Below are 15,274 nucleotides of genomic sequence, written 5' to 3' on the forward strand. Positions count from 1 at the left end.
TTGTAGATTTCCCCGTACTCCAGGGTAACCTTACGAACTAATTCACCCTTATGTAGAGCCTTCACAGTACATTTAATGGCTTACCTACAACCTCTGAATACGAATTAATGTCATACAGCATAATCATTTATCCTTTTTATGAAAGTATTATTTCACTAAGATAACCTCGAAATTTAAATTGAAATATCAGCACATAATACGCTGGTCCCTATCAATATAGACTTACTTTGCTACCACAATTATACAACAACAAGTGTCCGTCTACCTATTGTTTTCTGAATGTAGCTGTATACCACTAAGGAATCTTAATTGGTTTGAGTTTATATTTTGGGATTTTACCAAATTAGAATAATTCAATAAGCATATGATCAAATGATCAAATGCCCGAAGTGGTACATATGATCGCTGTCGACCACATCGACTGCCAAGGTAGCCGTGTAAACTCAAGTTCAACCTGAACCCAACCTCTTTTGAACTTTGAAGTTATAAAGCAATGTTACTGTCTCAGAGTAACGATGTGGTTTCAACCCAAACGTCTTATACAATCCTCGTTGGACAAAATTTTCGCGCGAGAAAAATGTTCTTCTCTCAGTGAAGGTAAGTTATTCGTTTCAAATGAAATAGTACCGTAGCCCTTCAGAGGAGATCGTTGACTCTAGGACAGACTGTCCTAGAGACCATTCCGAGGAATATCTCGTTATTTTACGAAATGTTAAACAATTGTTATAGGATCTGTGACTCACGCCAATTTTCGGTCATTATTAGAGACTTGTATTCAAGTTGGACATAACGCCCAAATCAAGAAGGATGGAATTTCAACTCACCTTAAACAGTTACCCTCAGTTTGGGGCTTCAGGTTAAACTTACGAGTAATATAGTCATGAATCAATGTGGGCATTTTGTCCTTATTGTGACCACGAATATATAATGTAAAAAGGACAACATCCATTTGTGTCATCCTCATCTATCATATTCAACTTGTCTTGTTATCTCCTGTTCCATCATTCGTTTCTGCTTCCTGATTAATGTTAACTCCTACGTATTGCCATCCTACGTTCAATTTTAAGTCTAATCGATCCTTCAGCAACCAAATGGCTATATCGTGAATCAATTGTTATAGGCTTACATTGTTTCTTTGGCTTAATACGATTGGCTCTGAGTTTACTACTAGGCGACTGATACGGAATTTCCGTATAATTCAGGCTCATTATCATTTCGAACAGTGTCACGTTACTGTGCATTGGATTTCGTTCTCCTCTATCAATATTTGATTTCGTTTGGTAGTGGTCTAAGCACCTCACGAAATAAATCTGCAAACAATGACTCCAGCCCATTCAACTCTTGGCTAAGAGGTGGTAACAATTTTTTATCAATCAAGTCAATCATGGTCTGATATCTTACATCTAGCTCTTTAGCCCTTTCCATCATCCCTGTGACCATAGCTACATCTAAACCGTAAGAGACGAAGTATTTATCATTGCTATGCGAGTACGTAAATAGTGATCATAATTCCAGCTGCTTTTCATCTGGCGGTAAGTTCTCATAGTCCTGCTTGTATAATTCGTTCATGCATGTCCTCCTATTCAACTCATCTATAACCATTTAAATCAAGTTGAAATTGTAATTTTATCAAGTCAATCACTCTATAATTAGAGTTGTTATATGAATTTTTAAGATATGTTACGGTACAGTGTTGCATCTATAATCTATAAAATCATCGGTGGCACAGTCTCCCGACAGAGAGCCGATCTAGTTCCTGTCACATTTGTTTTAAATTTTTAATTACCATACAACTTTTCTAACACATCATTAAGATGAATGTTATTATCCAATTGCTTCAGTCTAACTACATCTTTGATGTTGATTCCCACAGCCTGATACGTTCAAGATGAGCCGTTGATACGCTATGCTTAAAATTGGATGAGTGCAGCAATCGGATTTAGTAAATATATGTCCAAAAATACATCATGTTCCATTGAGTTTGTTTTGAGTTGCTCATCACGCATCTCATCAAGTAAAGCGTGAATATTGAACCAGATGGTTTGTGAGGAATACGCATCATAAATTCGTTGCAGAGTTCGCCAGTTGTAAGAACTGCTTTCATATCAGCAATCAACATAAGCGCTTTTTTTTTGATTTCACACTCAGTCATGATTTCATCAAACGTCCCAAGCTGTGATTTAAAGTTGTTGTTATTGTAGTTTTGCTCCTCTGTTGTGAAGTAGTGGATGGTTTATTCATGAGTGTCATTATATATTCGTCTCCTTTGAAGTTAGTTTTGATGACTAAACGTATGCAACAGATTTCAGTGCTATCCACGTACCGTTACGTGTACGAATACATAATTGTCGGTGATTAATTTGCCATGTTTGTTTGTACACCTGTCTCGCTCCCTTCTGATGAGTTTGCTTGTGGGAAATTTTCCAACAGCATATTTTACAGTTGTTACATGAAATACGTTGTTACTAAGATACTATTCTTATGAATGTAAGTTACAGTACAATGTTGCGCTATTTGATGTACAATGTGTACACAGGTGTTAACGTTTGATACTCATAATTTGATTCGCATAAACGAATAATAATTACCTCTACATAATATTCGCTCAAACGAATCATGTCAACTGTTTTTTAGGGGGAATTTCTAGTTGCGCGTTCTGAGAATTAAACTTAAAGATGTACTAAAACAGAGAAATATCACTCAAAGACAATTAGAGAGCACGTCTGGAGTCAATCAAGCTAGAATATCGCAACTCTGCAAGCCGGGTAGACAAGAGATTAACTTAGGTATCCTTAGAGAAAATAGCCGCTGCCCTAGATATCACAGACATATCTGAACTGATTCAGTTTGAAGAAGTAGCAGATACGGAAAACGATGAGCATACATCGAATTAAGAACTCTGAATAAGGGTTCTTTTTTACTTTTTATCCAAAGGAAATATGTAGTACTACTCATATATTTTTGGTAAACTATCTTTGCAACTTACATAAACATTGAAGGAGTATCAAAGTATGAAAAAGAAATTAGTTTTTACTGTGTTAGCCACGATTTTGGTTGCAAACGTATCAGTAATAGCTGTACCTAAAGCTGAAGCAAAAAAAGTGTATTACAAGAACTGTACTGCTGTAAGGAAGGCTGGCAAAGCTCCACTATACAAAGGTGAGCCAGGATACCGTAAAGCATTGGATAGAGACGGGGATGGTGTAGCTTGTGAGAAGAAAAAACTAACTAAAATTTTCAGCGCCTTAATCTGCTTTTCTGTGGTTTCTACTGTAATTACAGTTCCTTCCCTTCAGCCTAAAGTAGAAGCTGCTGCTAAAAAGGAGAGTACTGTAGCAGAAAAAGTGGCGTATTTCCAAAAGCAAATCAAGAAACTTAAACATTTGATTGCTAAATTAGAAATTGAACGTAGTAGTATAATGGTTAAAGGTTCAAAAGAACATATAGCAAACCTCAAGCAGACAAAGAAATACACTGAACAGATCATATATTATTCAGAGAAGATCCTTGAACTATATAAGTAATATACAAGCACTCCATTTGGTTGGGGTGCTTTTGTCTTCCACTATTTAGAGTGGATTTGGGTGTCTGCACATTTTGAAGAAACTTAGTACACGGTTCCCCGAAATTTTCGTGAAAGCTTCCCGTCAAATTGACGACAACCTCAAATTTCGCGATCAGATATGTGTACATCGAGTACACAGTTAAAATTATCATTTTGGTCATATGGGTGGACTGTAAGTAGCTGATACATAATGACTTGCATCGGGGTTCCCCGAAATACTATGACATATAGGTGATGTGGGCAAGGGAGTGAAATCTGACTGCTTAGAGTTGCTTATTGTATCAAACAAAAAGGTGACACCAAGTGCCACCTCATGTGATCAAATTACTCCAATCCATAGACTGATTCAAGGTTTTCCATGTTCAAGAAATCCTTTTTTAATCTAGCATAAACAAAACCACCCTCACGTGTACGTCCAACATTATAACCTTCACATATAGCAAAATACTCCTTTTTGCCAAGCTTACCACTTTCTTTATACAGCTTGTATGCCATATATAACATTCCACTGTTTCTGATATTGTAGGCGTTAATGTTGGAACTTGGTACAGCTCTGATATCTTCTTTATTCTTCTATTGATCAATGCGGAAGCTGCTGGTACGTTACCCTCAACACCTGTACGTGCATCAGCCGCGCCACGAACTATGTAGTCCGTTTTAGTAAGATAGTTTTTGTTGTTTCTCATGCCTTCAAACTCTAATCCATTATTCTTGAAATTTATCTCTTCATTGTTGGCAATTCTCATATGTTATAAAGTTTGTTTGAGATGGGTATTACTCTTGATTCTTTACTGCCATCTGATGTTTCATTGAATAATTCAACTTCATAACTCAACGTATCGCTACTAACTTCTCTTACTCTGTCCATTTTAAGGGTCAAAAGTTCACTGTATTGTCTGCCATATATCCCTTCAAATATTCCGAGTATGGCAAGTTTATCTTGATGATTTATGCACTCATCCACCCAATCCATGATGTCATCGTGAGAGAATAATGTAGGCTCACTTGTATCTAGAAATTGCCTATAAAATTCATCAGAACTAACAGCATCAAGTGGATTTATATTGTCTGTACGTAAATCTTGCTCTATAGCCCATCTTATATAATTTTGTATTATGATTCCTGTAGCAGTGATTGTAGTCATCTTTGTGGACTTTAATAGAAGGAGTACCTGTTTAATCTCGCCCAAGTTAAAATCATATAGATCACGACCTAATTTGCTCTCAATACTCGAAGCTCTCTTCAGTACACGCCCATATGAGATTCTCGCTGCTTGACTCTGATTTTTCAAGTATCGTTCTTTCACGGATGAATTGTAGAAGGATTCATCATAGATTTTATTCACACTGTGCACCTCTAAATATGGAGTCGAAATACTTGATAATATCTTCACGTATACGCTTGTTTCCGGTTAATACATTCTTCTTGTTAAGTAGATTCAATAGTTTTTCATCTTTTAGATTAATGCTATTAATGTAATGAGATAATTTCTGTAGAGGAATCTTGTTCTCATACATGTAATGGGATAAAACGATATATCCTATGAACATAAGGGGGTGACTCATCATGTGACTTCCTCGTAGTTTTACATTGATTGAAAACTCATCTGGATAGCTTCCTACTAAATAAGCAACGAATTCTATCAAGTAATCCGATACTTGAAGCACATCAAATTGCCTTTCCAATTTGAACACTTTATCTACAGCATAAGAAAGGATATCAAAAGTTGTAAGTTCGCCAACTAAATCACTTACTTTGTTAGATGATGCAATCTGTTTCCCGATTTCAGACTTACGTTGCAGATTTGCCACTACTTTATCAGACAACCTTTCTTGAGCTAACTCTTCTCTTCTTTCCTTCTTCAACACGTTAACTGTATTAATCTGACCAAAGTATCTCTGCGCTGTTTCATGGTCATACGATCGTATAGATAGGATCAACTCCAAGTCTAAGTATGGATTGACTTGTAGCGCAACCACGCCACCTTGTAAGCGATGGAAACCATCAAGGATGGATACAACAGCCCCCTCGTTAATTGTCAGTGTGTTGGACTCCTCATTGTACGTAACAGGGTCAACTTCACTTGAGATGCATTAAGAGTGATCATATCTTCAAAATAACTGTTGGAAGCCATTTATCAGCAATCCTTTTAACACTGGCTTTGTTTACAATAGGAGTCCTAACTATCCCCCCTGATATGTTTGTCTTATAGTTGACTCCACGTTGTGTTTCATCGTCATAAATAATTAACTGGCTGTCGTACAACTTGACTAAGTTTTGAATTGAAATCTTAGTGATGTAGCTATCAAATTTAATCTTTGTACATTCCTCAAAATGGATAGGTAAAGTGATTCTTTCTTGAACTGATTGGCTAAGAACATTCTCGGCTTCTATAATTTCTCGCTTACCGAAATACCTATCTGGGTCGAATAGTTATCCTCAGTTACTTCATATAAAGCTTTGGTCAGGCCATAAAGCATGGGAACATCTAAATTGGAAACAGACTCCACATTAGATATTATTGAATTAATCTCTTCAACTGGAACATTTAATTCGATTAATTGAACCTGTAATTGGTGCTTTACTTTTTTAGTTTTAAGAACTACTTCAAGATGAGTCAAAGGATTTGCTCAACTTCTATTCTATCTATCTTCATATGTATCTTCACTCCTTAAATACAGTATAGCACCCGCCAAAGTGATTTTAAACGTAAAAATACATATTAGTTGTAAATCAAATGGTCGGTAAGAGTTGACGTGATGTCAGCCAGCCATAGGGTGTCACCAAATGACACCACGGTAGTAAAATTTTGCACTTCCGAAATTCGGAACCACAGTGTCACTGGGTGACACGATTATGAAGATTTAGGATTAGCTATGACCTATTTAAATGTAGAACACATTTTGTAAGGGGTAAATAAAAACAGCCGTGTGAGGGCTGTTAGAAGTTTATTTGAGGTATCTCTGGTTTAAGCGGTGCAATAACTGATGTTATAAACCTGATAAATGTTCAAATGAGTATCCAATAAAATCACCCACACCTTGATAGCTATAGTCTGTCTTGTAAGCAACGTACAACAAGATGAGAAATGCAGAGCCACCAACAAGTATAAGCTTGTCCTTTAACGATAATGATCTCATGTACAACCTCCCTTTTATAGGAATATTATACCATGAGCAAGAACATACTTTCTACTCCGCTCGTCACTACCCTGAGTAGTATCTATTATGGGGGTAATTTCAAACTGCATCACATTCGAAATATGGTTACGCACCGTTTTCTCGCTGATGAATAACTGCCCTGCGATGTCACGCGTCGTTTTGTCCTGAACCAGTAATTCGAATACTTCGCGTTCACGGTGGGTCAACAGAATTTGCTTTTATGATCGATACCCTTCAATGTTCACCCCTCCTTGCTCGGGTTGTGTTGGTGTAACAAGGTTAAGGGGATACAGTCAACTCATCTTATGTAAGGTCAAGGCGTTGGTTCAGTTTTATCAAAAAAATGGGCAGTCTTATATGAGATCCAATGACGATGCATGATGATGTCCATTAAAACAAGTGTGCCTTTGCTGCTGATGTAAACATCTGCGCAAAGGCAACTTGTTCTTACAATTATGAGTTACCGATGATTCATGCGATTCAAGCCATCGTAGTTATTACGATGCATGATGCCATCATCAAGCACGCCGTCACGGTGATTTGTGTTCAACGCATTCGTTGGAAAATACGTTCAACCATCGATTGGAACGTGTTAATCATGCCGCTAACCGGTTTGCCATTACGAATATCTTTGGAATACGTTTCTACATGTTGTACAAAGTCCGGGTTAGCTGACACGTATACGTTCTCCACGTGAGGTGCAAATTGTTTGATTTTCGCCGAGATTTTGGATTTAATCTCTTCGGGGTGTGTTGTCATCCGTGCTGTCAATACGCGATGTTTCACTCTTCATCCCGTAGTGACCATCGGTCATTGTACGTGCATTGCCACTGTTCGTCAGACCACGCATCATGCCATAAGATCCGGTTCCCATGGTTCCATAGATGCTGCGGTCATTGCCCATATGGCTGCGATCCGTAGCTGCATTCGTGTTCAATCCCGGTGCTATGCCACTGGTGCTGTATGGAGACATGGTTCCATTACCACCGTGTACACGCAACCCGCCCATATCTTGATTGTAGCTTTCTGTACGCATCGTGCCGTTCGCACGGTTACGCATCGATTTGCTTTCCAATTTGCCAGTGTGACCATCTGTCAACGGACTGCTACATATGCGTTACGATCGGTCAGCATGACACTTGCTGACTTCACTTCCTTCATTTCCGCAATGCGTTTAGCCAGCTCGTCACTGGATTTCAGGTTAGTGACGTTATGCGTCCGATAGCTTTTCGCACGAATACCATCCATCCCATTGGACTCAACACCATAACGGTTAATGCCTTTCACTTCATGACGAACACTTTTGGTGTGCAGATTGTTATCTTTGGTGTTGTTCACAACCCGTCAATCCGGCCATTACGAAGATTGCAGTAGACAAAGATAAGCTGATTGCTGTCGCCTTTTTGGCTGCTGGCATGTCTCATCCTCCAATTATGTTGGTTTTGGTCACAAGGATAGGATGCTCTTCTGCATGGACTGATATGCTGAAAGGATATGGAACAACAGCCTCCTTTATCTGGACTCCATGGGTTCTCTTCCACGTAAAAAAAGCGATGCTTGCACAACGTGCAGCACCGCTCTGTATAACCGCGTATATCCTGTTCAAGTGTGAACCTTCATTATCATGTTGAAGGGCCACTCACTTACTTGGATGAGGAATTCGCATCGCATCATCTTCACTCATAGAAGAGTTGCGTCTGATTCTGATTTTTGGATGGAATTCGGAAATTGTTCAGCTTCCTTCAGACTAGCTGCATCCATCGGATAAGCCCACTGACCGTCTGGTGTGACTACCCGATCTGATCCGGTTTCGATGGAATAGTAAGCCCCCTGTAAACATCTGTACAGCCTCTCCATTAACGATCTGCTCAACGGATAAAGTAAAGCGTGGCACAGTGCCTTTCAGTTCAGAGCTTTGCTTTGTAAGCCGCCTCTTCAGCTTTGTATTGGAGCTGATGGCAAGACCTGCTGCTGAACAACGTTTGGTTGGTTTGAATTTTGGCAAATAGGAGATACCGTAATCACACCAGCCTCCTGGTAGTTGGTTGTATTCCAGCTGCCACCCGGATTCATCGCTACTTTGGATGTCGTAATCGCAAGATTCACCTGTCCACCCAAACCTTCAATCTGTGCAGGAGTGGTGTTGATCTTTTTATTTTGGTCAAGTCGATAAAATAGTTCAGCACTTCCATCGCTTCAGGTGTCTCAAGCGCAAGGGAGCCATCGTCATTCACCAATTCGCACCGTTGGACCACAATTCCGGCTCCAGGAACCAATCCATCGTTGATCCTGGTGAAATGGACAAGCCCACTGCACAATGTTTCCGGCGTCAAAAACCCGCTTCGTCTGCGCTTTTCCCGTTCTTATCCAGCGTCAGCTGGTTGCAATGTCAGTAATTTCATCCCACGTTGGCTCAAGCGATGGAACGGGAGCTTTATGAGGATTCGTGGCTTCATTCTCAAAAATCGCTTTGTTGTAATACCATACGATGACGTTGGCATCGATAGGCAAGGATACTTGCTTGCCCTGATATTGGTGAAGACCGAGCAGACTTTTGTCCACATTGTTCAGATCAAACTGATTTTCCGCGAGCAAGCCGTCCAATTCCTTGAAAATGCCCAGCTCGGCGTATTTCTCCACGTATGCATAACTCGTTTTGAACACGTCCGGAAGTGTGCCCCCAGCTGCATTGGCTGTTAGTCCGTCCCAGTAGCTGCCCCAATCCTTGCCTTCGAGTTTGACCTTAATATCGGTATTGACCTTCATGAACTGATCCAGCAGTTCCTGGTACGATGAAGCTCTTCTGCCGTCCCCCACTGGGAGTATGTGATCGTAACAGGTTCGCTCTGGCTGCTGCCGGAATCAGAAGAGTCGGCGTTTTCGGACGATCCCCGTTTCCACATCCACTAATCACCACCATTGTAGCAAGTACAAGTGCCCAAACATTGAATAGCCGTTTACTCTTCGCTCTCATATACACAGCTCCCCTTTAAGTCATATCAATAAGTCCTGTCACCTGAAAACCGGAAAGCAGGCAGCCACTCTACCCTTTGGTGCCCGTAAGCACACCCCCTCGACGATATAACGTTGTGCAAACAGATACAGCAGACCAATAGGTACAATACTGATAAATGCACCTGCAGCAAGCGCCGGCAAATCCTGGCTCGTCTGACCAATCAACAGCTGCAAGCCTACGCTCATCGTAAACATTTCTGCATTTTTGATATACAGGAACGGCCCCAGAAAATCGAGCCAGGAGTTCACAAAGGCAAAAATAATAGTCGTCATAATAATGGGTTTGGACAGCGGCATAATGACTCGTGCATATCCGTCCAGCGATTGCCGCCATCGAGATATGTAGCCTCGTCCAGCTCCTGGGGAATCGTCATGAAAACTGTCGGAACAGGAAGATATAATAGGCACCTCCAAGCCAGGCTGGCACAATGAGCGGCAACCAGGTATCAATCCAGTTCAGCTTGGAAAAAAGGACGTACGAGGGAATCATCATAATGGATGGAGGAATCATTAAGGTAACAAGTACAACCGGGAACAGAATATTCCGGTACTTGGTTGCAAAACGGGAGAAACCGTAAGCCACAAGTGAACTGGACACCACCGCCCCCGCTGCAACAAAAAAGGAAATGATAAATGAGTTCTGAATCCACTGCCACATCATCGGCTGCACAGCGAACAACCGTTCAAAGGCTTCCAGACTGAATGTGTCCGGCAGGATGGTTGGAGGTACCTTGTAGGTTTCCGCTTTGGTTTTCAGCATGGTCGAGAGCATCCATACCAGAGGCCCTGCGAACAGCATTAATGCTGCAATCAGCATGGTATATTTGGACGCTTTTACCGCTATTTTTCGGCTGTTCATGTAACTCTCCTCCTATCGTTCTCCCTCGTAATACACAAAGCGGTTCGATACTTTCATCAGGATCAGGGTGACAAGCGAGATCACGGCGAACAGGAAAATCGACTGCGTCATCGCCATGCTGAATTTCAGATCGGTAAAGGCCGACTTGTAAATATTGTAGACAAACGTATAAGCAGAGTAGTTCGGACCACCCTTAGATAGCAGCAGCGCTTCCGTAAACATCTGAAAGTTATACATCGTCTGAATAATGATGACAAACAGGATGGAAGGACTGATCATCGGCAGTGTAATTGGAAAAATCGGCGAATCCCGCTTGCACCGTCAATTGCAGCAGCTTCATACAAATGTCTAGGTACATTTTTCAGTGCAGCCAGGAAGATCAAACCCGCTGCCCGAGATCCAGACCTGAAGCATGATGATGACCGGCTTAATCGTATGCTCCCCGCCAATCCAGTCCACTTTGCCTATACCCAGCGCGCCAAGTCGGCGTTCAGGATGCCGAATTCGGAGTTGAATACCAGTCGCCAGATAATGACCGTTGCTACGATAGGCACCAGGGTCGGTAAATAGAAGAAGGTACGGAACAGGGCAATACCTTTGACATTAAAATTAAGCAGCATGGCCAGACCCAGCATACCCGCCGTTACGATCGGAACACCGAATACCACGAAAAACATCGTGTTCATCAAGCTTTTCAGGAAGATGGGATCATCCATCATGTGCGTAAAATTATCAATGCCGACAAAATTGAAGTTGGTCGCTCCCGGGAGTCTCGCATCCGTAAAGGCGTAGAAAACCGAAGTCCCGAAAGGAAACAGGAAAAAGGTGATAAATCCGATAATCCAAGGCAAAATGAAGAGAAAAAACAGCAGTGTGTCATATTTCTCAACCTGTCATGATGACACCCCTCAGCCTGAAATTTCTTCTAAATAGACGTACCGTTCTTCCAAAATAGATTTCTCTGCCGCCAGAGCAAAAGCAGCGCGTTACGACCAACCTGAGCACTAGCAAAGGGCTGTCTGCCTTCCTGTACACATTTCAAAAAATCAATGCGCTGGGTCTGTCCACCCGTGTGTCCACCCATATGGAATCCGACGTCACATCAATCTCGAGATGGTCCTTCGTCCAGTCCTGCCCGCCAACGATATCAATCGTTTTGTCATTACGGGCAACCATTTGGCCGCCGTTCTCTCCGATCAGGCCAATCTCAAGCCCTTCTCCCATCAGATTGCGCGGTTTCAAATACATGCACAGGCCCAGATTGGCCTTGCTGCCGTTATCATAATCAATGGTGATAAAGGCATGGTCGACGATGGAGGTATCCGAAATTTCTTTCGTCGGGTAGTGACTGTATGAATTCTGAATCCGATTAGGCTCTCCTTGCTTCATGACATGCTGGCCTCCAGAGGCAAACACGCGGACAGGCTTCGCCTGGATCATCCAGTTGAAAATATCGAAGTGATGACAATCCTTCTCTACAATCGCTCCCCCAGACTTGGTCTTGTCATAGAACCAATCCGCAGGCGGGAACGGATCACGGAATTCCTTGCACCACATCAATTTCACGTCACCAAGACGTCCGCTCTCCAGTTCCTTCTCCATTCGGCGATACAGATTCGAATACCGATATACCAATCCGATCTGCAATACCCGTCCCGAGGCTTCCGCCGCTTCTATAATGGCATCACAGTCCTCAATGGTATGGGCAACCGGCTTCTCCAGAAATACATGCTTGCCTGCTTCCAGAAAAGCGACTGCCACTTCACGATGCAAATAGTTCGGTACACTGATGACCACCGCATCCAAATCTTCCTTGGCAAGCAGCTCACGATAATCGCTAACGATGGTAGGATTACTGTTCTTAAGTTCAGCCAGCGTACGTGCCACATTGGCTTCATTCATATCACAGATATAACGAACCTCACTATCCTCAAGCAAATCAAAACCAATGCAATGATGTGACCCCATCTCCTACACCGATAAAAGCCATTTTTTATCTTCCCCATGCTTACACTCTCCGTTGCTCGTTAATTTGCGGCAAATGCCATGAAGCCAACTCAATGTCAATAAATCTAACAAGACTGTGACTATGTAACGATAGTAAAATAGTTTTAAATCCTTGTCAATTGATTTTGGCTAAATTTTAAATTATTTTGCGGCAATATATTTGCAGTGCATTTCACATACTACTAAACAGTATAACTCTTTATTCATCATAAATTAAGCGTTTACATTTTTATTGTATTATCATATACTTTAATTTGTATTCATTTTTATTTGCGGCAAATATTATATTATTCCCATGTGTACTCATGTTCAAAATTCAATGGAACACGCTTATTTTCAATAGAAAACACAATAAATTCTGGAAAAAATTCTGTTGAATCTCCCGTATCCATCCCCTATAATGCAATTTAGACACAGAATCCAAGAACTAAAAATACATTTTAAATTTGCCGCAAACCAAAATCACATCTTTTTAGTTGTTTATCCCCCGATTACTACCATGAATCTTACATAAAACGTTACTATTCTGCTGCTTCATGCGGATCAGAAAGGAGTTGAGCTCTCCTAACGCTCCCTCATAACGAAATTCGGGGGGCAGAACGAGGTATCATTCAAAATCCATTATTCAGGAGGTATACCATGACAAGATTATTTGATAAAAGCAAGCGGAGCCTTGGATTGTTTTTGGCTTTTGTCCTCATGATTACCCTGCTATTGCCTGCGGGAGCCTTACCCAAAGCCTCTGCTGCAACCATCACCATTGATGGCAATATCAACGACTGGAGCAGCGTTAGTGCTCTCACCACCAATAGTGGCACTGCCCAGACGCTCAAGGTGACCAATGATGGAACCAATCTCTATCTGCTTATTCAAGGCTCTGGTCTGAGTACAACGATGGGCAACTTCTGGATCAATACCGATAACAATACGTCAACGGGTTACCAGGCTGCGGGTTGGGGAGCTACAGGTGTGGAGTGGCTGCTTGAAAATACGGGGTTATACCGCTACGGCGGCAGCGGAACGGACTGGGTCTGGAACTTCAACAGCACGTTGACCAGCTCCCAATTCTACCGCAGCTCCACCGTCATTGAGGTCGCTATTCCTCTCTCTACACTGCAAATCAGTGCTGGCAGCACAGTGCGGGTCGGGTATATCGACAACAGCTCGGATACGTCGAGATTGCCTGCGGCTGGACAAACACTGCCCGCTTACCTTCTGACCTCGGCTGGATCGGGTGGTGGTACAGGGAACAATACCGTAGTGAATCCTGTAGAGCTGGACAGCCCACTCAACAATCCATTCAAAGGCTGGGCGCCTTCGGCCAAGAGCACAACATATACACAGCCACACAGGCTTGTATATGCTGGTGTAACTTGGAAGGAGCTGGAGTCTACCAAAGGCACATATGATTTTAGTGCAATTGAAGCCGCCAACAATTTTGCCTACTGGAAAAGTAAAGGGGTCAAAGTGGTGTTTCGCTTCATTCTGGACAGCCCGACAGGACAGGCTCATCGGGATATTCCCGACTGGCTCTACAATGACATGATTGCCCGCGGAGAATCGCCTGGAACCGTATACAACGATACAACCGGAGGCATGGGTACGGGAAACAACATGGGCTTCTCCCCCAACTACAACTCCACCTATCTGCAAGAACGGCACAAATTAGCCATCGAAGCCATTGCGGCAAGGTACAACACGAATGATCGTCCGGTCACCTTTGTCCAAATCGGTTCCCTCGGACACTGGGGCGAGTTCCATACGTGGCCTTATGTCGGACCCAATGGTGAAACCAATTACACGGGTGCTTTCCCTACCAATGACATCTCGAACAAGTACGTTCAACATTATATTGATGCTTTTGCTGGCAAAGAGGACAAAATGCAGGTTCTGATCCGGCGCAGTATCGCCCTCGCCAAAACCAATAACAAAGGCATGGTCATGGGCATGTTCAACGATGTGTTTGGACATAAAGACAGCTTTGATGCCGATTGGGGCTGGTACACAGGTACCCAGAACGGTTATTGGGATGATATCGGCCAGCAGCAGCCAGGACATCCGAACTTCTGGGAGACACGTATCTCAGGAGGCGAATTTTACGGGGGAGCTTCCGGCATGCTTGCGGCATTAACTACCGGCAGCGGATTCACGGAAACGTTGCGTCAAACGGAGCTTAGCAAACCAAGTTGGCTGGGACCGAATTCCCCTGCCTCGCTTCCTCTAAATCATGCCTTACAGGCCAATATGGATGCACTCAAGAAACGAATGGGTTACCACTTTGTCGTGAAGGAAATTTCGCATCCATCCACCATTAGCGGAAGCACGTTTACAACAACGATTAAAGTGGAGAATAAAGGTGTACAGCACTTCCCATTTGCGTGGCCGGTTGAAATTCAACTGCGCAGCGGCAATACCGTGGTCGCCAAGAAAACAACAACCGTTAATCTGACCACGTGGAAAACGGGTACCTACACCCTGTCCGATTCCATTCCGGTCTCCGGTCTTGCTGCCGGAACCTATGATATCGCGATTGCGATCATTGACCCGGAAACGAATAAACCTGGCGTAGACTTTGCCAATACAAACAAGCTGACCGACGGCTCGTTCAAGCTGAGCAGTGTAACGAAATAAATTACCACAAGCTACAATTCATATCCAATTCAAATG

At 42.4% G+C, this 15,274-nt stretch carries 17 protein-coding genes and 2 pseudogenes; 2 read left to right on the top strand and 17 right to left on the bottom strand.

What is annotated here, in order from left to right:
• Positions 1 to 3,104 precede the first annotated feature (3,104 nt).
• Positions 3,105 to 3,218: pseudogene (locus HW560_RS33460) on the top strand (excalibur calcium-binding domain-containing protein); the annotation flags it as partial.
• A 671-nt stretch (positions 3,219 to 3,889) separates the two neighbouring features.
• Here the strand turns inward: HW560_RS33460 and HW560_RS00010 are convergent.
• The 17 genes and pseudogenes from HW560_RS00010 to HW560_RS00065 form a co-directional block, all read right to left on the bottom strand.
• Complete coding sequence (locus tag HW560_RS00010) at positions 3,890 to 4,060, bottom strand: hypothetical protein (protein WP_179261363.1); 171 nt, start codon at positions 4,058 to 4,060, stop codon at positions 3,890 to 3,892.
• A gap of 247 nt (positions 4,061 to 4,307) precedes the next feature.
• On the bottom strand, positions 4,308 to 4,910 hold the full coding sequence (locus tag HW560_RS00015) for a phage lytic cycle repressor MrpR family protein (protein WP_179261364.1): 603 nt from the start codon (positions 4,908 to 4,910) through the stop codon (positions 4,308 to 4,310).
• Positions 4,903 to 5,544 carry a hypothetical protein gene (locus HW560_RS00020; protein WP_179261365.1) on the bottom strand — a complete coding sequence of 214 codons (642 nt, stop codon included), beginning with the start codon at positions 5,542 to 5,544 and terminating at the stop codon, positions 4,903 to 4,905. Before HW560_RS00020 ends, HW560_RS00015 begins: the two co-directional genes overlap by 8 nt.
• Positions 5,545 to 6,555: 1,011 nt before the next feature.
• Positions 6,556 to 6,705 carry a hypothetical protein gene (locus tag HW560_RS00025; RefSeq protein ID WP_179261366.1) on the bottom strand — a complete coding sequence of 50 codons (150 nt, stop codon included), beginning with the start codon at positions 6,703 to 6,705 and terminating at the stop codon, positions 6,556 to 6,558.
• A 104-nt stretch (positions 6,706 to 6,809) separates the two neighbouring features.
• Positions 6,810 to 6,938 (bottom strand): annotated as a pseudogene (locus HW560_RS00030) (LuxR C-terminal-related transcriptional regulator); the annotation flags it as partial.
• Between the two features lie 334 nt (positions 6,939 to 7,272).
• The gene (locus tag HW560_RS00035) at positions 7,273 to 7,512 is read right to left on the bottom strand and encodes a YhcN/YlaJ family sporulation lipoprotein (RefSeq protein WP_257031556.1); all 240 of its coding nucleotides are present in this window, start codon (positions 7,510 to 7,512) and stop codon (positions 7,273 to 7,275) included.
• The gene (locus HW560_RS00040; protein WP_179261369.1) at positions 7,460 to 7,786 is read right to left on the bottom strand and encodes a hypothetical protein; all 327 of its coding nucleotides are present in this window, start codon (positions 7,784 to 7,786) and stop codon (positions 7,460 to 7,462) included. The genes HW560_RS00035 and HW560_RS00040 overlap by 53 nt, the downstream gene beginning before the upstream one ends.
• Positions 7,787 to 7,821: 35 nt before the next feature.
• Positions 7,822 to 8,064 (bottom strand): YhcN/YlaJ family sporulation lipoprotein, encoded by a 243-nt coding sequence (locus tag HW560_RS00045; protein ID WP_179261371.1) that lies wholly within the window; start codon positions 8,062 to 8,064, stop codon positions 7,822 to 7,824.
• 597 nt (positions 8,065 to 8,661) lie between these two features.
• Positions 8,662 to 8,832, bottom strand: coding sequence for a hypothetical protein (locus tag HW560_RS33570; RefSeq protein ID WP_257031557.1), 171 nt, complete (start codon positions 8,830 to 8,832; stop codon positions 8,662 to 8,664).
• Positions 8,829 to 9,059, bottom strand: coding sequence for a hypothetical protein (locus HW560_RS33575; RefSeq protein ID WP_257031558.1), 231 nt, complete (start codon positions 9,057 to 9,059; stop codon positions 8,829 to 8,831). The genes HW560_RS33570 and HW560_RS33575 overlap by 4 nt, the downstream gene beginning before the upstream one ends.
• 40 nt (positions 9,060 to 9,099) lie before the next feature.
• The gene (locus HW560_RS33580; protein WP_257031559.1) at positions 9,100 to 9,492 is read right to left on the bottom strand and encodes an ABC transporter substrate-binding protein; all 393 of its coding nucleotides are present in this window, start codon (positions 9,490 to 9,492) and stop codon (positions 9,100 to 9,102) included.
• A complete protein-coding gene (locus HW560_RS33585) occupies positions 9,470 to 9,700 on the bottom strand; it encodes a hypothetical protein (RefSeq protein ID WP_257031560.1) in 231 nt (76 codons plus the stop codon). The genes HW560_RS33580 and HW560_RS33585 overlap by 23 nt, the downstream gene beginning before the upstream one ends.
• Before the next feature lie 38 nt (positions 9,701 to 9,738).
• Positions 9,739 to 10,038 carry an ABC transporter permease family protein gene (locus tag HW560_RS33590; protein ID WP_257031561.1) on the bottom strand — a complete coding sequence of 100 codons (300 nt, stop codon included), beginning with the start codon at positions 10,036 to 10,038 and terminating at the stop codon, positions 9,739 to 9,741.
• Between the two features lie 73 nt (positions 10,039 to 10,111).
• Positions 10,112 to 10,600: a carbohydrate ABC transporter permease gene (locus HW560_RS33595; RefSeq protein WP_257031562.1), complete on the bottom strand. Its 489-nt coding sequence runs from the start codon at positions 10,598 to 10,600 to the stop codon at positions 10,112 to 10,114.
• Positions 10,601 to 10,612: 12 nt separating this feature from the next.
• The gene (locus HW560_RS33600) at positions 10,613 to 10,879 is read right to left on the bottom strand and encodes a hypothetical protein (protein ID WP_257031563.1); all 267 of its coding nucleotides are present in this window, start codon (positions 10,877 to 10,879) and stop codon (positions 10,613 to 10,615) included.
• Between the two features lie 185 nt (positions 10,880 to 11,064).
• Complete coding sequence (locus HW560_RS33605; RefSeq protein ID WP_257031564.1) at positions 11,065 to 11,451, bottom strand: carbohydrate ABC transporter permease; 387 nt, start codon at positions 11,449 to 11,451, stop codon at positions 11,065 to 11,067.
• A gap of 187 nt (positions 11,452 to 11,638) precedes the next feature.
• Positions 11,639 to 12,568 (bottom strand): Gfo/Idh/MocA family protein, encoded by a 930-nt coding sequence (locus tag HW560_RS00065; RefSeq protein WP_257031565.1) that lies wholly within the window; start codon positions 12,566 to 12,568, stop codon positions 11,639 to 11,641.
• Between the two features lie 678 nt (positions 12,569 to 13,246).
• Between HW560_RS00065 and HW560_RS00070 the strand changes: the two genes are divergently transcribed.
• On the top strand, positions 13,247 to 15,238 hold the full coding sequence (locus HW560_RS00070) for a DUF4832 domain-containing protein (protein ID WP_179261374.1): 1,992 nt from the start codon (positions 13,247 to 13,249) through the stop codon (positions 15,236 to 15,238).
• The last annotated feature ends 36 nt before the right edge of the window (positions 15,239 to 15,274 follow it).

Source organism: Paenibacillus sp. E222, assembly GCF_013401555.1.
In the GTDB taxonomy this organism is placed as follows: domain Bacteria; phylum Bacillota; class Bacilli; order Paenibacillales; family Paenibacillaceae; genus Paenibacillus.

Coding starts and splice junctions, on each gene's coding strand:
- HW560_RS00070 (WP_179261374.1), top strand. CDS start 13,247: ATGACAAGATTATTTGATAAAAGCAAGCGGAGCCTTGGATTGTTTTTG.
- HW560_RS00010 (WP_179261363.1), bottom strand. CDS start 4,060: ATGGCATACAAGCTGTATAAAGAAAGTGGTAAGCTTGGCAAAAAGGAG.
- HW560_RS33585 (WP_257031560.1), bottom strand. CDS start 9,700: ATGAGAGCGAAGAGTAAACGGCTATTCAATGTTTGGGCACTTGTACTT.
- HW560_RS00065 (WP_257031565.1), bottom strand. CDS start 12,568: ATGGGGTCACATCATTGCATTGGTTTTGATTTGCTTGAGGATAGTGAG.
- HW560_RS33590 (WP_257031561.1), bottom strand. CDS start 10,038: ATGCCGCTGTCCAAACCCATTATTATGACGACTATTATTTTTGCCTTT.
- HW560_RS33595 (WP_257031562.1), bottom strand. CDS start 10,600: ATGAACAGCCGAAAAATAGCGGTAAAAGCGTCCAAATATACCATGCTG.
- HW560_RS33580 (WP_257031559.1), bottom strand. CDS start 9,492: ATGAAGGTCAATACCGATATTAAGGTCAAACTCGAAGGCAAGGATTGG.
- HW560_RS33600 (WP_257031563.1), bottom strand. CDS start 10,879: ATGATCAGTCCTTCCATCCTGTTTGTCATCATTATTCAGACGATGTAT.
- HW560_RS00040 (WP_179261369.1), bottom strand. CDS start 7,786: ATGCGTAACCGTGCGAACGGCACGATGCGTACAGAAAGCTACAATCAA.
- HW560_RS00025 (WP_179261366.1), bottom strand. CDS start 6,705: ATGAGATCATTATCGTTAAAGGACAAGCTTATACTTGTTGGTGGCTCT.